The 16,667-nt window shown below is 63.5% G+C and carries 17 protein-coding genes; 4 read left to right on the top strand and 13 right to left on the bottom strand.

The window, feature by feature from the left end; genetic code table 11:
- Window positions 1-348: 348 nt before the first annotated feature.
- Window positions 349-2,508, bottom strand: a complete 2,160-nt coding sequence (gene rpoD, locus ACV1FX_RS15700) for an RNA polymerase sigma factor RpoD (protein WP_473118448.1) — start codon at window positions 2,506-2,508, stop codon at window positions 349-351.
- Window positions 2,509-2,887: 379 nt separating this feature from the next.
- Window positions 2,888-4,894 carry a DNA primase gene (gene dnaG / locus ACV1FX_RS15695; RefSeq protein WP_473118447.1) on the bottom strand — a complete coding sequence of 669 codons (2,007 nt, stop codon included), beginning with the start codon at window positions 4,892-4,894 and terminating at the stop codon, window positions 2,888-2,890.
- A 160-nt stretch (window positions 4,895-5,054) separates the two neighbouring features.
- On the opposite strand from dnaG, the gene ACV1FX_RS15690 reads away from it, so the two are divergent.
- Window positions 5,055-5,618: a chlorite dismutase family protein gene (locus tag ACV1FX_RS15690; protein ID WP_473118446.1), complete on the top strand. Its 564-nt coding sequence runs from the start codon at window positions 5,055-5,057 to the stop codon at window positions 5,616-5,618.
- Here ACV1FX_RS15690 and ACV1FX_RS15685 read toward each other — a convergent pair.
- The 3 genes from ACV1FX_RS15685 to ACV1FX_RS15675 form a co-directional block, all read right to left on the bottom strand.
- Window positions 5,615-6,013, bottom strand: a complete 399-nt coding sequence (locus ACV1FX_RS15685) for a gamma-glutamylcyclotransferase family protein (protein ID WP_473118445.1) — start codon at window positions 6,011-6,013, stop codon at window positions 5,615-5,617. The two genes, ACV1FX_RS15690 and ACV1FX_RS15685, sit on opposite strands and share 4 nt — an antisense overlap.
- A 208-nt stretch (window positions 6,014-6,221) precedes the next feature.
- Entirely contained in the window at window positions 6,222-7,037 is an 816-nt protein-coding gene (locus ACV1FX_RS15680) for a transglutaminase-like domain-containing protein (RefSeq protein ID WP_473118444.1), read from the bottom strand.
- Window positions 7,038-7,949 carry a transglutaminase family protein gene (locus ACV1FX_RS15675; protein WP_473118443.1) on the bottom strand — a complete coding sequence of 304 codons (912 nt, stop codon included), beginning with the start codon at window positions 7,947-7,949 and terminating at the stop codon, window positions 7,038-7,040. It abuts the gene before it with no gap.
- 92 nt (window positions 7,950-8,041) lie between these two features.
- Between ACV1FX_RS15675 and ACV1FX_RS15670 the strand changes: the two genes are divergently transcribed.
- A complete protein-coding gene (locus ACV1FX_RS15670; protein ID WP_473118442.1) occupies window positions 8,042-8,845 on the top strand; it encodes an N-formylglutamate amidohydrolase in 804 nt (267 codons plus the stop codon).
- A gap of 3 nt (window positions 8,846-8,848) precedes the next feature.
- Here the strand turns inward: ACV1FX_RS15670 and ACV1FX_RS15665 are convergent, their stop codons facing one another.
- The 3 genes from ACV1FX_RS15665 to ACV1FX_RS15655 form a co-directional block, all read right to left on the bottom strand.
- Window positions 8,849-9,469: a LysE family translocator gene (locus ACV1FX_RS15665; RefSeq protein WP_084801570.1), complete on the bottom strand. Its 621-nt coding sequence runs from the start codon at window positions 9,467-9,469 to the stop codon at window positions 8,849-8,851.
- Window positions 9,470-9,695: 226 nt separating this feature from the next.
- On the bottom strand, window positions 9,696-10,241 hold the full coding sequence (locus tag ACV1FX_RS15660) for a hypothetical protein (protein WP_473118441.1): 546 nt from the start codon (window positions 10,239-10,241) through the stop codon (window positions 9,696-9,698).
- Complete coding sequence (locus tag ACV1FX_RS15655; protein ID WP_473118440.1) at window positions 10,241-11,689, bottom strand: LVIVD repeat-containing protein; 1,449 nt, start codon at window positions 11,687-11,689, stop codon at window positions 10,241-10,243. The genes ACV1FX_RS15660 and ACV1FX_RS15655 overlap by 1 nt, the downstream gene beginning before the upstream one ends.
- Before the next feature lie 168 nt (window positions 11,690-11,857).
- Between ACV1FX_RS15655 and ACV1FX_RS15650 the strand changes: the two genes are divergently transcribed.
- Window positions 11,858-12,172 carry an ArsR/SmtB family transcription factor gene (locus ACV1FX_RS15650; RefSeq protein ID WP_473118439.1) on the top strand — a complete coding sequence of 105 codons (315 nt, stop codon included), beginning with the start codon at window positions 11,858-11,860 and terminating at the stop codon, window positions 12,170-12,172.
- 4 nt (window positions 12,173-12,176) lie between these two features.
- The gene (locus ACV1FX_RS15645) at window positions 12,177-12,689 is read left to right on the top strand and encodes an SRPBCC family protein (RefSeq protein ID WP_473118457.1); all 513 of its coding nucleotides are present in this window, start codon (window positions 12,177-12,179) and stop codon (window positions 12,687-12,689) included.
- Window positions 12,690-12,844: 155 nt separating this feature from the next.
- Here ACV1FX_RS15645 and ACV1FX_RS15640 read toward each other — a convergent pair whose 3' ends face one another.
- From ACV1FX_RS15640 to ACV1FX_RS15620, 5 genes are all read right to left on the bottom strand, one after another.
- Complete coding sequence (locus tag ACV1FX_RS15640; protein WP_473118438.1) at window positions 12,845-13,618, bottom strand: DUF2189 domain-containing protein; 774 nt, start codon at window positions 13,616-13,618, stop codon at window positions 12,845-12,847.
- 157 nt (window positions 13,619-13,775) lie between these two features.
- Window positions 13,776-14,219, bottom strand: coding sequence for a hypothetical protein (locus tag ACV1FX_RS15635; RefSeq protein ID WP_473118437.1), 444 nt, complete (start codon window positions 14,217-14,219; stop codon window positions 13,776-13,778).
- Between the two features lie 156 nt (window positions 14,220-14,375).
- The gene (locus ACV1FX_RS15630; protein WP_473118436.1) at window positions 14,376-14,843 is read right to left on the bottom strand and encodes a MarR family winged helix-turn-helix transcriptional regulator; all 468 of its coding nucleotides are present in this window, start codon (window positions 14,841-14,843) and stop codon (window positions 14,376-14,378) included.
- Between the two features lie 22 nt (window positions 14,844-14,865).
- Window positions 14,866-16,014 carry an epoxide hydrolase family protein gene (locus tag ACV1FX_RS15625; RefSeq protein ID WP_473118435.1) on the bottom strand — a complete coding sequence of 383 codons (1,149 nt, stop codon included), beginning with the start codon at window positions 16,012-16,014 and terminating at the stop codon, window positions 14,866-14,868.
- Window positions 16,015-16,196: 182 nt separating this feature from the next.
- Complete coding sequence (locus tag ACV1FX_RS15620) at window positions 16,197-16,652, bottom strand: GatB/YqeY domain-containing protein (RefSeq protein ID WP_473118456.1); 456 nt, start codon at window positions 16,650-16,652, stop codon at window positions 16,197-16,199.
- Window positions 16,653-16,667 lie beyond the last annotated feature (15 nt).

Below are 16,667 nucleotides of genomic sequence, written 5' to 3'. Positions count from 1 at the left end.
CTCCCATACGGGCCCGCGACACATGACCGGTCGCATCAGAGGCCGGACAGATGTCAGCACCCGACTACGCGCAGCGCCTCACGAAAGATTCTACTTGCACTTACGGGGGCGTCCACAGATGGGAGGAGTTCTTTACTGCAATCGATAGAATTAAGACCCTTTCGCCAATGGAGAAGCTGGCCGAAGCGAACAAGGTGGGGACTCTGCCGGAATGGAATCCACAGGGTATATTTCGGCGGCTAATCGCAAGAAGCTGCAAATCTTAATCCACCCAAAAATAGCGGCGAGCTTTCGCTCGCCGTTTATTAAGGCTGAGGCCAGGCTGAACCCGGCCAAATTCAATCCGCTTCAGTTATCCAGGAACGAGCGCAGCTTCCGGCTCCGCGACGGATGCTTCAGCTTGCGCAGCGCCTTCGCCTCGATCTGACGAATACGCTCGCGCGTCACGCTGAACTGCTGGCCGACTTCTTCCAGCGTATGGTCGGTGTTCATGCCGATGCCGAAGCGCATGCGCAGCACGCGCTCTTCGCGCGGGGTGAGCGAGGCGAGCACGCGCGTGGTGGTCTCGCGCAGGTTCGACTGGATCGCTGCGTCGATCGGCAGGATCGCGTTCTTGTCCTCGATGAAATCGCCGAGGTGTGAATCCTCTTCGTCACCGACCGGCGTCTCCAGCGACAACGGCTCCTTGGCGATCTTGAGGACCTTGCGCACCTTCTCCAAGGGCATGCCGAGCTTCTCGGCGAGCTCTTCCGGGGTCGGCTCGCGGCCGATCTCGTTGAGCATCTGGCGCGAGGTACGCACGATCTTGTTGATCGTCTCGATCATGTGCACGGGGATGCGGATGGTGCGCGCCTGGTCGGCGATCGAGCGGGTGATCGCCTGCCGGATCCACCACGTCGCGTAGGTCGAGAACTTGTAGCCGCGGCGGTACTCGAACTTGTCGACCGCCTTCATCAGGCCGATGTTGCCTTCCTGGATCAGGTCGAGGAACTGAAGGCCGCGGTTGGTATACTTCTTGGCGATCGAGATCACGAGGCGGAGGTTGGCTTCCACCATCTCCTTCTTGGCCTGACGGGCTTCGCGCTCACCCTTCTGCACGGAGTGCACGATCTTGCGGAATTCGCCGATCTCGAGACCGGTGAGGGCCGCAAGCTGATGCACCTCGTGGCGCAGGTCCTTGATGCGGTCCTTCTCGTGATGAACGAAGTTCTTCCAGCCCTTGGCCGAAAGCTTCGAGACGCGGTTGAGCCAGCGCGGATCGAGCTCCGAGCCGGTGTAGTTGCGCAGGAAATCGTCGCGCGCGACGCCATGGCTGTCGGCAAGGCGCATCAGGCGGCCCTCGTGCGAGACGAGGCGCTTGTTGATGTCGTAGAGCTGCTCGACGAGTGAATCGATGCGGGCCTGGTTGAGGCGCAGCGACTTCACCTCGACGATGATCTCGTCCTTCAGCTTCCGGTACTTACGCTCCTGGTGCGGCGAGAGCGACGGGCCGTGCGTCGTGCTCTCGAGCTGGTTCTGGATGTCCTGCTCCTGGAGCTTGCGCAGCTTCTTGTAGTTGTCAGCGATCTTGTCGAAGATTTCGACGACCTTCGGCTTGAGCTCGGCTTCGATCGCCGCAAGCGACATCTGGTTCTCGAACTCGTCGTCCTCGTCCATGTCGGCTTCGGCGGCGGCTTCCGCCGGATCCTTCTCGGCCTCAGTGCCATTGCCGACACCGGGCGCGGGACGGAACGGGGTCGGCGACGGCGGCGCGGCCGGCGGCGCGACATGCGCAGGCGCAGCGGCCGTCGCGACAGCAGCTTCGCCGCCTTCGGCCGGTGCTTCGCCGTTCTCCCCAGTGGGGCCGCCGATCATCGCGGTGTTCATGCCGCCCTTGGCATCCGGGCCGGCATAGGTCGCTTCGAGATCGATGATGTCGCGGAGGAAGATCTTGCCTTCGTTGAGCTCGTCGCGCCAGATGATGATGGCCTGGAAGGTCAGCGGGCTTTCGCACAGGCCCGCGATCATCGCCTCGCGACCGGCCTCGATGCGCTTGGCGATCGCGATTTCGCCCTCGCGGGACAAGAGCTCGACCGTGCCCATCTCGCGCAGATACATGCGCACGGGATCGTCGGTGCGCTCGCCCGGCTCGCTCTTCTTGACCTCGGTCACGGCCTTCTGGGTGACCTCGACGAGTTCGTTGTCGGTCTCGTCCTCGCCGCCCTCGTCCTTGTCGTCCTCGCCCTCGGAGTCGTCGGCCTCGGTGACGTTGATGCCCATGTCCGAGAGCATGGACATGATGTCCTCGATCTGCTCAGGCGAGGTCTGGTCGGATGGCAAGACTTCGTTGAGTTGATCAAAGGTCACGAAGCCGCGCTTCTTGGCCTGCTTGATCATCTTCTTCACTGCCGCGTCGGACAGGTCGAGCAACGGTGAGGGCGCGTCCTGGGAATCCTTCTCCGGAGCGTCCGCTGCCTTGTCGTCCTTTTCCTTGTCCTTCGCCTGCAGCGTCTTTGCCTTGGTGGCCATCCATTGCTCCTAAACGCGCTTCATACAGGCGGCTCGCACGGCGCCTGCCTGAATTCACTTGAACCTGTTTCGACGCTCTCGCTTCGTCAGCTCTCGACACGGAAAGGGCGGCGCAAACCTCTTTTCGCCACCCCAGAACTTCTCTCGCCGGATTTGCCTAACGCTTCGTGAGCACCTTTGTCGCCGGCGAATGCAGGTAGAGTGCCAAACAGCGAATGCGCGGATTTATTCCTGACGCGTCTGTTATGCCTGCGGCCGCCTGTTGGCCAAAGTGCTACAAGACAGTTAAGCCTCGATTAACCCTGTTTCTGCCGCCAAACCTTGGATTTGGCGAGTCTTTTTCCGGTTCCGGCCCCGGCCGTCCGCATGATTCTTCGTTTCACACGCTCTTCTGAAACCGGCCCGACAGCTCGCCAAAACCCTCGATCAGGGCTTCGGTACCGTCGACCTCGGCCATCCGGGCCTTGACGTCACGCAGCCACGCCAAATTGGCCTCGCTGGGGTCTTCCCCCAAGGCCAGCTCGGCGTCTTTCAGCTCCCTAAGTAGTGAATGCCACTGCCGATGCAAGGCGACGAGCTGATTCCATGTGGCAAGAACATCATCCCGCGCGGCGCCCTCGCGTGCCCCGAACACCGCCTGGGTCGTGATGGCGCGCTCAACCCTTTGAAGTAGCGGAGAAAATCCGCCTCGATCGAGATCGGCGCGCATCTTCTCGGCCTGCTCGCTCGGATCCGGGCTATGATGATGATCGTTGGCGAAGGCCGCGATAATACCGGCACGAAGCTTGTGGGCCTCGGGATGGGCGAGCTCCAGCGCCGCCACCTCCTCCAAATGGTCGTGCAGCAGCCAGGGATGGTTGATCAGGCTTTGCAGGATCAGGGCCTCCCGGCGGGAGATCGCGCTGCGCTGTCCCCGCATGATCGGGCTCGCCGCAAGCTGCGGGCTCGCCGCCTGGTAGGGACCGGAGGGAAGCGTGGCGGGCATCGGGCCGCCGCGGCGCCCCTGGCCGGCGAATCGATTCGCGCCGCCCCCGCCGCGGGGCTGGAAGGAGCGGCCCGCTTGCGAGCGGAAATTGCCGCGACCGGCGAAGCCACCGCGGCCGCCCCCTTCAGGCGCGAAGGTGCGTTGGAGGCGCTCCGCCAGATCCTGGCGGTAGTAGCGCCGCACCACCTCGTCACGGATGCCGTTGCTGAGTTCGTTGATGCGCGCCTCGAGCGCTGCGCGGCGCTCGGGCGTGACAAAGCTGCCGCCTTCGAGCTCGCGCGACCAGATCACGTCCGCAAGCGGCCGCGCCGCCGCAATCACCTCCTCGACTGCACCGCGGCCACCGGAGCGCACGAGATCGTCCGGGTCCTGCCCCTCCGGCAGCAGCGCGAAGCGCAGGCTCTTTCCGGGCGCGAGGAATGGCAAGGCAAGGTCCGCAGCTCGATAAGCCGCCTTCTGCCCGGCCTTGTCGCCGTCGAAGCAGAGGATCGGCTCGTCCGCCATCTTCCAGAGCAGAGCGAGCTGGCTTTCGGTCAGCGCGGTGCCGAGCGGCGCGACGCTGCCTGCAAAGCCCGCGGTGACCATGGCGATGACGTCGACATAGCCCTCGACCACGATCAGCGCCGCGCCGTCATGCGCAGCTTTCCGCGCGGTGGCATGGTTGTAGAGATTGTCGCCCTTGTGAAAAAGCGGCGTCTCAGGCGAGTTCAGGTATTTGGCCGGAACGTCCTTCTCGAGCGCCCGCCCGCCGAAGGCGATGACGCGGCCGCGCAAGTCCGTGATCGGAAAGATCACGCGATCGCGGAAACGATCGTAGGGCACGGGGATGTCGTTGCCGGCGACGAGCAGGCCGGTCTCGATCATGTCCTCGACAGAGACGCCCTGCTTGCCGAGATGCTCTTTCAGCGCGAAGCGCTCGGGGGGCGGCGGGGCATAGCCGAGGCGAAACTGCAACTGCGTCGCAGGCGAGATGGCGCGATCCGCGAGATAGCCCCGCGCCTTGGCGCCGAGGCGCGAGGCCAGCGTCTCGGCAAAGAAATTTGCGGCAAGCTCCATGACGTCGTGCAGCGTCCGGCGGCGCTGCTCGTGCCGCGCGGCATCCGGGGTTGCCGCCGGCAGCGGCAGGCCAGCCATGTTGGCAAGCCGCTCGACCGCTTCGCCGAACGGCAGGCCGTCGGTCTCCATCACGAAGTTGATGATGTCGCCATGCTTGCCCGAGGAGAAGTCGTGGTAGAAACCCTTCTGGTCGTTGACATAGAAGGATGGCGTCTTTTCCTGCTGGAACGGCGACAGCCCCTTCCACTCCCGCCCCGCCTTCTTCAACTTCACGCGCTTGCCCACGACTTCGGAGACCGAAAGCCGGGCACGCAGCTCGTCGAGGAATTGGGGCGTGAAGCGCATAAGGTGATTCTAGGTGAGTCGGGGCCTTGTGCCAGCCGGCTAGGCATATAGGGCTGGCTCACGGAAATACGACGGACGTAGGGTTTCTCCCGGTTATTCACAGGGGCTCTCCCATCACGTCGCCCTTGAACCTCGCGGGGTTCCGCGCTTCCATGCCCCCATGTTCACGACGTTTCGAGGCGGCCACAGCGGGGGTTGGCGAGTCACCTCGATCTCACCCGTGAGGGGTGATCCCCTGCCATTCATGCCGGCGCTGTCGGTGAACGACAGCGAGGCGGTCGCGCTGCCGCTTGTGCCGTCGCGCAATTCGTGGCGGCTGGTCGGCGTCGCCAGCTATCTACGCTACACCGAGCGGGCCGAGAAAGAACAGCTCGTCGCCGTGCAGGCCGGGCTCGGCCGCGCCGAGGCGACCAGCGCGGCGCTGATCCCGATCCGCAAATCGCAGGCCTGGTGGGACCTCACGGCCGAGGAACGGCGCAGGATCTTCGAGGACAAGTCGCACCATATCGCCAGCAGCCTGCGCTTCTTGCCGGCGATCGCGCGGCAGCTCTATCACTGCCGCGATCTCGGCGAGCCCTTCGATTTCCTGACCTGGTTCGAATATGCGCCGGCGCACGCCTCGCTGTTCGAGGAGCTGGTCGCGATGCTGCGCACGACCGAGGAGTGGTCCTACGTCGAGCGCGAGGTCGACGTGCGCGTGGTGCGCGAGGTGCTGGCAGGCTAGTGCTCGATGAATCTGCCGGAGGCAATGCGCGGGAGGTCCGTGACCGGCCAGTTGTAGACGTAGGTCCAGGCCTTCTCGGTCGCGCCGTCCGCGAGCGTGATGTCGACCAGCGCGCGCATATATTCGGTCGGCTCGGGAAAGCCCTCGCCGCAGGCCTCGTACATATCGAACTCGCGCAAGAGCTCGTCAGGCGCGCGCAGGCGAAAGAGTTCGCCGTGCACCAGGTCGGACGCCGCGTCCGATAGCAACAGCCCGGGGTAATGCTTCACGAGAACGAGCCGGCCGCGGCAGGTCGCATCGCCAAGGAAGTCCGCATGCGCCGCCAACAGCCGCGCCATCGGATGGTCGAAGCCGCGCATCAAGGTGCCGTAGACGAAGAGACGATCGGTGATCATGGGGTGTCTATAGCCGTCAATTGTAGGGAATAACAGCGCCACAGACTCGCTGTCGTCCTGGCGAAAGCCAGGACGACATTGGGGAGGCATTGTGCCCTCAACAAGCACCGTCATTGCGAGGAGCGTAGCGACGAAGCAATCCAGACTACCACCGTGGATGCGGGCTGGATTGCTTCGCTACGCTCGCAATGACGAGCATGGCGCTCGCTCACGCCGCCTTCACCACCTCGTCGCTGACGACCTCGAACTTCTTCAGCTCCATCCGGCCAAAGCTCGTCGAGAGCGCGACGTCGGCGGCATCGCGGCCCGTGGCCATCAGGATGCGGCCGATGCGCGGGACATTGTGGCGCGCATCGAAGGTGAGCCACTTGCCGGAGAGGTAGACCTGAAACCAGCCGGAAAAATCCATCGGGAACGGCTCGGGCGGAATGCCGATGTCGCCCATGTAGCCGGTGCAGTAGCGTGCCGGAATGCCCATGCAGCGGCAGAAGGCGACGGCAAGATGCGCGAAGTCGCGGCAGACGCCGGAACGGCTTTCATAGACGTCGTGCGCGGACTTCATGTGATGGGCGTGCTCATAGCCGAAGGTGACGTGCTGATGCACGAGCTCGGTGATCGCGCAGACGCGCTGCCAACCGGGTTCGCTCCTGGCGAACAGCGACCACGCGATATCGGTGAGCTTGTCGGTCTCGCAATAACGGCTCGGCATCAGATAGAGCAGCAGCTCGTTGGGCAGCTGCTCGATCGGCAGCTGCTGCGCAGTCGGCATCACCTCGTCCGGCAGGCCGGCGTCGTGCACCAGCGCGCTGCCTTTCAGCGTGACGCCGCCCGCGGGCGCGACGAGGCGGCCGCAGATATTGCCAAAGCTGTCGTGATAGAAGCGGATCGGCACGTCCGGCTCGGCCACCACCGTCTCCCTGCCGATGATGTCGGCCTGGCGCGAGGGGTGGATGTTGAGCATGATCACCATCGGCGTCGGCTGTGGCGCAGCATAAGCGATCTCGAAGCCGACCTTGATGTCCATCTACAATACCTCTGGCTCAAGTTCTTCGTCGCTGTTTTGGTCGTCCGAGGCCACCTTGATGTTCACCTCCATGGCCTCGAACGCCTCGGCCGAGCCGAGATAGACACCATGCAGCGGGATCGCCTGGCGCGGATCGCGAGCCACAGCGACGCGGATCAGATCGCGGGTGCCGACGATGCCGTTGGTCGGATCGAATTCGATCCAGCCCGCGCTCGGCAGGTAGACCTGCACCCAGGCATGCGTCGAGCCGCCGCCGACATGGTGCGTCTCGATATCCTCCGGCACGAAGATGTAGCCGGAGACGAATCGCGCGGCGATGCCGAGCCGGCGCAACGCCTCGATCATGAACAGCGCATAGTCGCGGCAGGTGCCCGTGCCCCTTTGCAAGGTGTCGAGCGGATGCTGCGTGCCCTGCTCATGACGCTTGCGATACCTGAACGCCTTGCGGATGCCGTGCGTCATGCCGCTCAGGATCTTGAACGTCGGCGTCGGCGCCTCCTCGTCGAGGAAGCTGCGCGCCCATTCCGACAGCTCGCCGTCGGCATCGGCATATTGCGGCGTGATGTAGTGCATGAGGTCGGGGAATTCCTCGTCGTCATAGACGAAGGGATAGAAATACGCCGGATCATCCGGCGTCAGTGCGTACTCCTCGACCGGATTGTGCTCGACGGTGACATGCCAGTCGAACGTCAAGACGTCCGCGCGCTCGTCGAAATTCGCGATCGCGACCGAATTGCCGAACACGTCATGGATCCAGTGCAGCGACATCGGCTGGGGCGAAATGGCGAGCCGGCTGTCGAGCACGCGCAGATCATGGCTGTCGCGCGGGCGCAGCATGATGCGATGCTCGCCGAACGCCACGGGGCGGTTGTAGCGATATTCGGTCTTGTGATGAATCGTGAGCAGCGGCATCGTCAGGCAATCATGGTGATTTTGGACCCGCTAATCTATAGCGTTGGCTGCTCAATTTTAAGAGCAGAGTGCATTTTCCATAGGCAGTCAGGATGACCTTAGAGGCGGCCGGCGCGACCAATCAGCTTCTCGGCAAAGGCGATAGTACGCCTGTGCATGAGACGAATGCCGCAGGAGGCTCGCCCTTCCTGCTCACTTGCGACCATTACGGGCGCGCGCTGCCGCACGCACTGGGCGATCTCGGCGTTGCCGAGAGCGAACTGACCCGGCACATCGCCTGGGACATCGGGATTGCCGGGGTCGCCGAGCGGCTCGCCGGGATGCTGGATGCGCATCTGATCGCGCAGCGCTATTCGCGGCTCGTGATCGACTGCAACCGCCCACCGGGCGTCGCAAGCTCGATCCCCGTGATTTCGGAGGCAACCGCGATCCCGCGCAATGAGGGCATTTCGGAAGGAGAGCGCGACGCGCGACGCCGCGAGATTTTCGATCCCTATCACGGCCGCATCAACGCGGCGATCGATGCGCGTGTTCGCGCCGGGCGCCGGACGGTGCTGGTCGCACTGCACAGCTTCACGCCGGTCTATGCCGGCGTCGCGCGGCCCTGGCACATCGGCACGCTCTATCACCGCGACACCGTGCTGCCGCACCTGTTGCTGAAACATCTGCGCAGCGAAAGTGATCTCGTCGTCGGCGACAACGAGCCCTATGCGGTGAGCGACCTCACCGACTACACCATCCCCGTCCACGGCGAAGCCCGCGGCCTCCTGAACACCGGCATCGAGATCCGCCAGGATCTGATCACGGACCAATCCGGCCAGCAGCAATGGGCGGAACGGCTGGCGAGGATTTTTGGCGAGATCGAAGTGGAGCTGCGGGCAGAGAGGTTGGTGTAGCCCTCACTTCGCCCTTGTCAGCGCCAGCCAGATACCGCCGCCGATCATGAAGCCGCCGGAGACGCGCGACATCATCCGCGTGCGGCGCGCCGAGAAGAACTTTCGGGCGCGGCCGGCCGCGGTGGCGTAGAGCGCGTCCGTCATCGCCGCCGTCACCATGAAGGTTGCGCCCAGCAGCGCGACCTGCGGGAAGTGGTCGCGGTTCATGTCCATGAACTGCGGAATGAAGGCGCCGAAGAACACCAGCACCTTCGGGTTCGACAGCAGCACCAGGAAGCCTTGCAGGAAGAAGCCACCGCGCGGCGGAGCCGGCGGCTCGTCGACCTTGACGCCCTCGACCGGCGCCCAGATCAGCTTGATGCCGAGCCAGATCAGATAGGCGGCGCCGGCAAAGCGCACCCAGTCGAACCAGTAGCCCATCGTCGCCATCAGCGAGGTCAGCCCGATCGCGACGACGCCGATCACGATCGCAAGACCGGCCTGCGCACCCGCGACGTTGGTCAGCGCGGCACGGGTTCCATGCCTGAGGCCATTGGCGATGACGAGCGTCACGATCGGGCCAGGCAACAGCGCCAGCGCAATGCAGGCGGCGACGAAGGCGAGATAGGCTTGCAAGGACATCATGGGGGGCTCGCTGAGGGAGTTGCGGTGCAATTAATGCATGATCGAGGCGGAAGCGAAAGCTCGACGTGTGTCGCACGCACGGGCCACAAACACCGTCGTCATACCCCGCGAAAGCGGGTATCCAGTACGCTGCGGCCCCTCCGTATCCCATAACCGTCTCTGGAATACTGGATCACCCGCTTTTGCGGGTGATGACGGCGGAGGAGATTGCGCGATTCCGCCTTCCTCATCTCCCGTCCAGCGCTGCGACCATCCATCTCTTCATCTCCTGAGTCTCCAAAAACTCCAGCGCCGCATGCTCCACGGCCTTCGCCTCACCCGCTCCCTGCACCACCGCAACCAGGAGATCGCAGCGGCGCGAGAGCGCAATACCGGTGGCTGCGTGGCGCGTGCCGTCGGGCATGTCGAGATCGTAGCGTCTGGCGCGACCATGCAGCTCGCCGACGCGCAATCGATCGCCCGGAGCAGCCGGCGCGAAACGCTGGCTGATCAAATCGAGGTCGGCGACGCGATCGACCTCGTCGTCGTCGGCAACGCCGCGGTCGCAATTGCAGAAGCCGAGCTTGGCGCGAACATAGAGTTCGGCGCCGGCGCAGGCGCCTTCGCAGCGGAACGCGCGGCCGGCGGGCCAGCCGTCGCGCGGGAACGGCCAGGCGATCTCACGCCAATAAGCAGATGCGTCAGCCGGCACCGCTGCGAGTTGATAGGCGCCGGTGCCGGACGCGACGAGCGCGATTGCGAAGACCAATATGATCGCCGCGCGCCGCATCATCAGTTCTTCGGCAGGCCGGCGACGGCGCGCGCGGGGCCCGTCAGCTCCAGAATGTGCATCCCGGTGTTGGCACGATCGACGATGTAGATGTAGCCGCGGTCATCGGTCTCGACATTGTTGGTCTGGATCGCAACCTTGCAGCGCTCGCCGCCCTCGACCGGGATGCAGCGTTTGTCCGTTGCCTGGGTGATCGCCGGGATGAAGTAGCCGACTTCCTTCGGGTGGTAGGGATCGCGAATATCGAGCGCGCGCACACCGGCATTGAAGAAGGCGATGAAGGCCATCTTCTTGTAATAGACCGGTGCCATGCTTTCATTCGACGAATGCGAGCCGAAGCGGCCGCCGCGCTGACAGAACTGCCCGCTCGCCTCGGGCACGGTATAGCTCGAGATCATCATCGGCCGCGCCTCGGTGGTGACGTCGGCGAACCACACCATCTGCCGCGCCTCGCCGCATTCGTTCAAGATCGCCTCGTCGACGATCATCACGATGTCGCGGGTCTTGCCGTCCTTGTCCTCGGCGAACTCGGCGACGGGCATGTCGAGCATCGGAAACGTCGTATGCGCGCCGTTGAAGGCGGACATCGGCAGGCGGGCGATCTCCGGATAACGCAGATTCTCCGGCGTCGGCTCCTTGCCGCCGTTCAACAGCTTCTCGCGATCGACGATCTGCAGGATGCCGCCCTTGTTGGTGCCGTAGCCGAAATAGACGCGGTTGCCCGTCGGCCCTGTCGAAATCGGCCCGTGCAATTCGGTCGGCACCGCGCCGGTCGAACCGGGCTCCTGACCGGGCAGGCCGAAGTCGCGGATCTTCTGCGGATGTGCGGGATCAGAGAGATCATAGACCTGCGTCATGCGGCGCGTGCGCCAGTCCGGCGCGCCCGAGACGAGGTAGGCGATGCCGGTGTCGCATTCCCACCAGCTCTTGTGCGTGTCCTTCAAACCACCGAGGCGCGTGACGAGCACGGGATTGGCGGGATCGGCGACGTTCCAGATCTCGTGCGCCTCGCTGCCGAAGGTGCGGAGCATGTAGACGGCGTTGGCATCGCCCTTCGGCAATGATTTGCCGTCGCAGACCCGCACCATCTGGGCGCCGCCGGATTCATACTTGCCCTCCTGCCCCGGCAGGTGGCGCAGATATTTCGGATGCGCGGGATCCGTGACGTCCACGATCGAGGTGCCGTTCGGCTCGGCCTGCCCCGTCAGGGGGTTGACGGGATTGGGCACGTCGTCGGTGCCACCGTGATGGCCGATATAGGCGATCCAGCGATCGCCCTGATGATGAATGGTCGGCTGATAGGCGCTGCGCGCCTGAAGGTCGTTATATCCGACCAGCTTCATGTTGGAGGCTTCGGGCGGCGCGCCGATCACCTGCTGCTTCTGGGCGTGGGCAATGGAGCTGCAAGCGAGAAGGGCGAGGCAGGCAGCAAGTTGGACGCGACGAAACATGTTTCCTCCCGGAACCAATCTTCGTTGGCTGAGATAGAACGCTAACACAGGGACCGTGCCGAAAACATGATCTCGATATCACGGCTGTCATTCCGGAAACTATGCAGCGGTTAATCCGGAACGACGATACGCTTGACATGCAACCATTTGGTTGCGTACTGTCGTTTGATGGATGAGGTCTTCAAAGCGCTGGCCGACGCCTCGAGACGGTCGCTCTTGGACAGACTTCACGCCCGCAACGGGCAAACGTTGAACGAGCTCTGCGAGGGCCTTGCGATGACCCGCCAGGCCGTCACCAAACACCTTGCCATTCTCGAAGAGGCGAGCCTGGTCACCACCTTCAGGCATGGCCGCGAGAAGTTGCACTACCTCAACCCGGTGCCGATCCATCAGATCGGCGAACGCTGGATCAGGAAGTTCGAGCGCGGGAAACTTGCCGCGCTCAGCGAGTTGAAACGTCAACTGGAGAAGCGCGATGAGTAAGCCGCTGAACATCGATCAGTTCAAGCCGCTCACGGTCTACACTATCTACATCGCATCCACGCCCGCGAAGGTGTGGGAAGCGCTGACCTCCGCCGAGTTCAGCCGGATGTATTTCTTCGGCAATGCGGTCGAGGTCGAACCACGGCTTGGCGGCGCATTCACCGTGCGCACGCCGGACGGCGCGGTGCATATCAGCGGTGAGGTCCTCGCATACGACCCGCCGCGAAAGCTTTCGGTCACCTTCAACGTGAACTGGCCTGAACTGATCGAGAAGCTCGGGCCGACGCTCGTTACCTACGAGATCGAAGAGGCCGGCGACGCCGTCCGGCTCACCATGAGCGAAGGCCACGACCGGCCGCTCAGCGACGACATCCTCGCCGGCGGTCGCTCGGGCTGGCCCGCGATCCTGTCGAGCCTCAAGAGCGTGCTGGAGACTGGCAAGCCGCTGGTGGTCAAGATGGGCCCGCCGCAACGGATGCTGGACGCGCTGAAGGCGATGGGCATCAAGACGCCGTAGTGGCACAATCTACTGTCGTCCCGGGGCGCGCGAAGTGCGAACCCGGGACCCATAACCACAGGGAGAAGTTTGGCGAAGAACCGCAGTTACCAGCTTTACGCCAAAACTGCTCCCTGCGGTAATGGGTCCTGGCGTTCGCCAGGACGACAGCGGAGCTACGGCACCGGCACCACCAGCCGCCGATAGAGATGCCACGTCGCATGGCCGAGCACCGGCAGTGTCACCACCAGCCCGAGAAAATACGGCAGCGCCGAGACGACCAGCAGCATCACGATGACAGCGGCCCAGCCGATCATCGGCAACGGACTGGTGACGACCGCGCGCACGCTCGTCACCATCGCGGTGACGAAATCGACATCGCGATCGAGCAGCAGCGGAAACGACACCACCGTCAGCGAGAACAGGATCAGGGACAGCGCAGCACCGACTGCGTTGCCGATGGCCAGGAACAACAGGCCCTCATTTGTGGTGAGCACCACCGTCATGAATTCCTGCAAGCTCGAGAACGAGGCGTGCAGGCCGAGCAGCAGCGCGATCAAGAGCCGCACCTGATACATCCAGACCACGAACACGAACAACGTGACGAAGGCCATCCACCCGATCTCGCCGCGCGAACGTATCGTCGACCAGATCGCGCCGAAGGAAACGGGCTCACCTCGCTCGCGGCGCCGGCTGACTTCGTAAAGGCCGATCGCGACGAACGGCCCGATCAGCGCAAAACCCGCCGCAAGGGGATAGACGAGATAGATCATGCCGAAGGCAGTGAGGCAGAGCATGATGGCGATGCCGCCGGCGGCGTAGAGCACGCCGAAACAAAGCCCGTATAGCGGCAGCGCCTGAAAATCACGCAGGCCTTCGGCCAGCGCCTCCGCGATGTCGGTCGCGGCCACAGGGCGCACCACAGGATCGACTTTGCCCGAAATGGACATTGGCTTCCTCCGCGAATTCCCCTCGCGCGACCTTCGCCGCGCGAAACGCTGGCGCCAATGATAGTCCGCTCTCGAAGAGCGCGCACGGGAGAGTTGAGCGGTCAGCGGATACCGCAATCCTCTTTCGGGCACCGAGCTGCGCGATCTTCGCCCTTGGTCAGGAGTGCGCCGCGAGCAGAAGCGCGACACCGAGATTGGCCAGGAACAGAGTCGCGTCGATGACGAAGATCCTGAGCATCGGTCCCTTCAACACGGGCCAGTAAGCCACCCCGATGCGTCCGCCGCGCATCAGTACCGGAAGATTATAGGCGAACTGGCTGAAATGGCAGGCAGCGAAGAACAGGAACAAAACCAGCTGAGCTTCGATCGGCTGAAAGAAGGACGGCCGAACAGCCAGAAGATAGAGCGAAAGAATTCCGATCGGCAGATTGATCGCGCCCAAAAACGCCACGCTGGCCGACAAGGTCGGCGCGATCGGATTGCCGCGCTCCTCGCGCGGCACGAGTATCTTCAGCGTATTGTGCTGGGCAATGCTGAACTGAATGAAGGCACCGCCGAACCAGAACGCGTTGAGCAGCAGGACGAAATCTGAAAGGCGCATAGTTAGTTTCCGTACCGGTTCGCGCCCGATGCCTCGACAAACTTTTCGGCGGCCGCGCGATCCATTGTCTGTCCGCTCATGGCGCTGCCCTCGCCTGGTTCGCGACCAGGAGAGTGGCAAAGGCCGCCTCTCATGTCAACTATGTTGACTTGAAAATCAATTGTTGTCGGCGATCGTCTCCATGACGGCCATCCATGCGGCAGCACCTGGCACCCCGACGCGATCAAACGCTGCGCGCAAGACCTTGCGCTCATGGTCCGATGCCTTCCGCTCGATGCGCTGTCCCGCTTCCGTCAGGCGCAACAGTTTGGAGCGATGTTGCTCGGGCGAGCGCTTCGACGTCAGGAGCTTGCGCTCGATCAACACCTTGAGCGGCCGGTTCAATGCCTGCTTGGAAATGCCGAGCGTCTCGATCAGCGAGCCGATCGCGATATCAGGCCGGCGGGCCACCACGTAGAGGATGCGATGATGCGGACGCGATAGGCCCTGCTTCGCAAGATACTCGTCAGCCAGGAGCGTCATCCCGCGCCAGCCGTAATACATGAGCTCGAGCGCCGCATCCAGATCGTGCAGCTTCTCGAGTGAAGCGCGGTGAAGCCCCGCAGCGTGAGACGTCTTTGGCATTATCTGACTGCGTCGAAAGAGTTCATCCCCGCGTCCGCACCGTCGCGAAGAATTTTCGCACGTCGCGCACGAACAGCTCGGGCTGTTCGAAGGCGGCAAAATGGCCGCCCTTTTCCATCTCGCTCCAATGCGTGATGTTGTGAAAATTGGGCTCCATCCAGCGCCGCACTGGCGTGATGATCTCCTTGGGGAACGCCGCAACGCCCGTCGGCACCTTGACGACCGGCGTCGTGCGCCGCTTGCCGAAGCTTTCCCAATAGAGCCGCGCCGAGGATGTCGCCGTCTCCGTCACCCAATAGAGCATGACATTGTCCAGCAACTCGTCCCGGGTGAAGACGTTTTCGGGATGGCCGTTGCAATCGGTCCAGGCCCAGAATTTTTCCAGGATCCAGGCCGCCTGCCCGCTCGGCGAATCCGTGAGGCCATAGCCGAGCGTCTGCGGCCGGGTCGATTGCTGCTTCGAGTAGCCGGAGTCGAGATCGACATAGCGCTTCAGACCGGCGAGCGCGCGTCTCTCTTCGGCCGTCGGCTCGCCCTCGACCTTGGGTGCCGAGTTGAAGGCGAGCGTGATGTGGATGCCGGAGCAGTGGGCTGGATCCTGCGCGCCGAGCGAGGTCGTTACCGCAGAGCCCCAATCACCGCCTTGCGCGCCGTAATTGATATAGCCGAGGCGATCCATCAGCTTGGCCCAGGTCGCGGCAATGCGATCGACGCCCCAGCCGGTCGCCTTGGGTTTCGCCGAGAAGCCGAAGCCCGGCAGCGATGGGCACACGACGTGGAAAGCATCAGCCGGATTGCCGCCATGTGCGGCGGGATCAACCAACGGCGCAATCACCTTCTGAAATTCGACGATCGAGCCGGGCCAGCCATGAGTGATGATCAGCGGGAACGCGGCAGGCTCTTTCGAACGCGCGTGGATGAAGTGGATATCAAGCCCGTCGATCTCGGTCGTGAACTGATCGAAGCGATTGAGCTTTGCCTCGCGCTCCCGCCAGTCATATTCGTTGGCCCAATAGCCGCAAATCTCCTTGAGCCATCTCAGCGGCGCTCCCTGGCTCCAGTCGTCGACGAGCTCCGCCTCCGGCCAGCGCGTGCGCGCCAGGCGCGATTTGAGATCGATGAGGATGTCGTCGCTGACGTTGATGTGAAACGGTTCAATTGCGGTGGTCATCGGTTGCTCCCTCATCACAGGTGCCTCCTTCTCCCCTTGCGGGAGAAGGTGGCGCAAAGCGCCGGATGAGGGGTTCTAACCGCAAGTGACATGTCCAGAGATTCGCGCGCGGAGAGACCCCTCACCCCGCCTCGCTGCGCGAAGCCGCCCTCTCCCGCAAGGGGAGAGGGCAAGAGAGCGCGCTAGCCCGTCAACGCCGCCTTCACCAAGCCACTCGCCTTCGCGAAATCCATCTGCCCGGTGTACTTCGCCTTCAACGCCGCGATCACCTTGCCCATGTCCTTCATGCCGGCGGCACCGGTCTCGGCGATCGCATCCGAAATCGCCTTCTTCACGTCGTCATCGGACATCTGCTTGGGCAGGTAGGCCGAGATGACAGCGATCTCCTCGCGCTCCTGCGCGGCGAGCTCGGCGCGGCCGCCCTTTTCATAAAGCTCGACCGACTCCTGGCGCTGTTTGATCATCTTCTGGAGCACGCCGAGCAATTCGGTATCGCTCAACGGCGGCTTGCCGGCGCCGCGCGCCTCAATGTCGGCATTCTTGATGGTCGAATTGACCATGCGCAGCGTGCCGAGCTTGCGCTCGTCCTTGGCCTTCATGGCCTCTTTCACCGCGGCGTTGATGTCGTCGCGCATCATGGTCCTGGTTCCTTC

It is taken from the genome of Bradyrhizobium ingae (genome assembly GCF_055791185.1).
The sequence above is the reverse complement of the archived record's forward strand: the minus strand, read 5'-3'. Positions and strand labels throughout refer to the sequence as shown.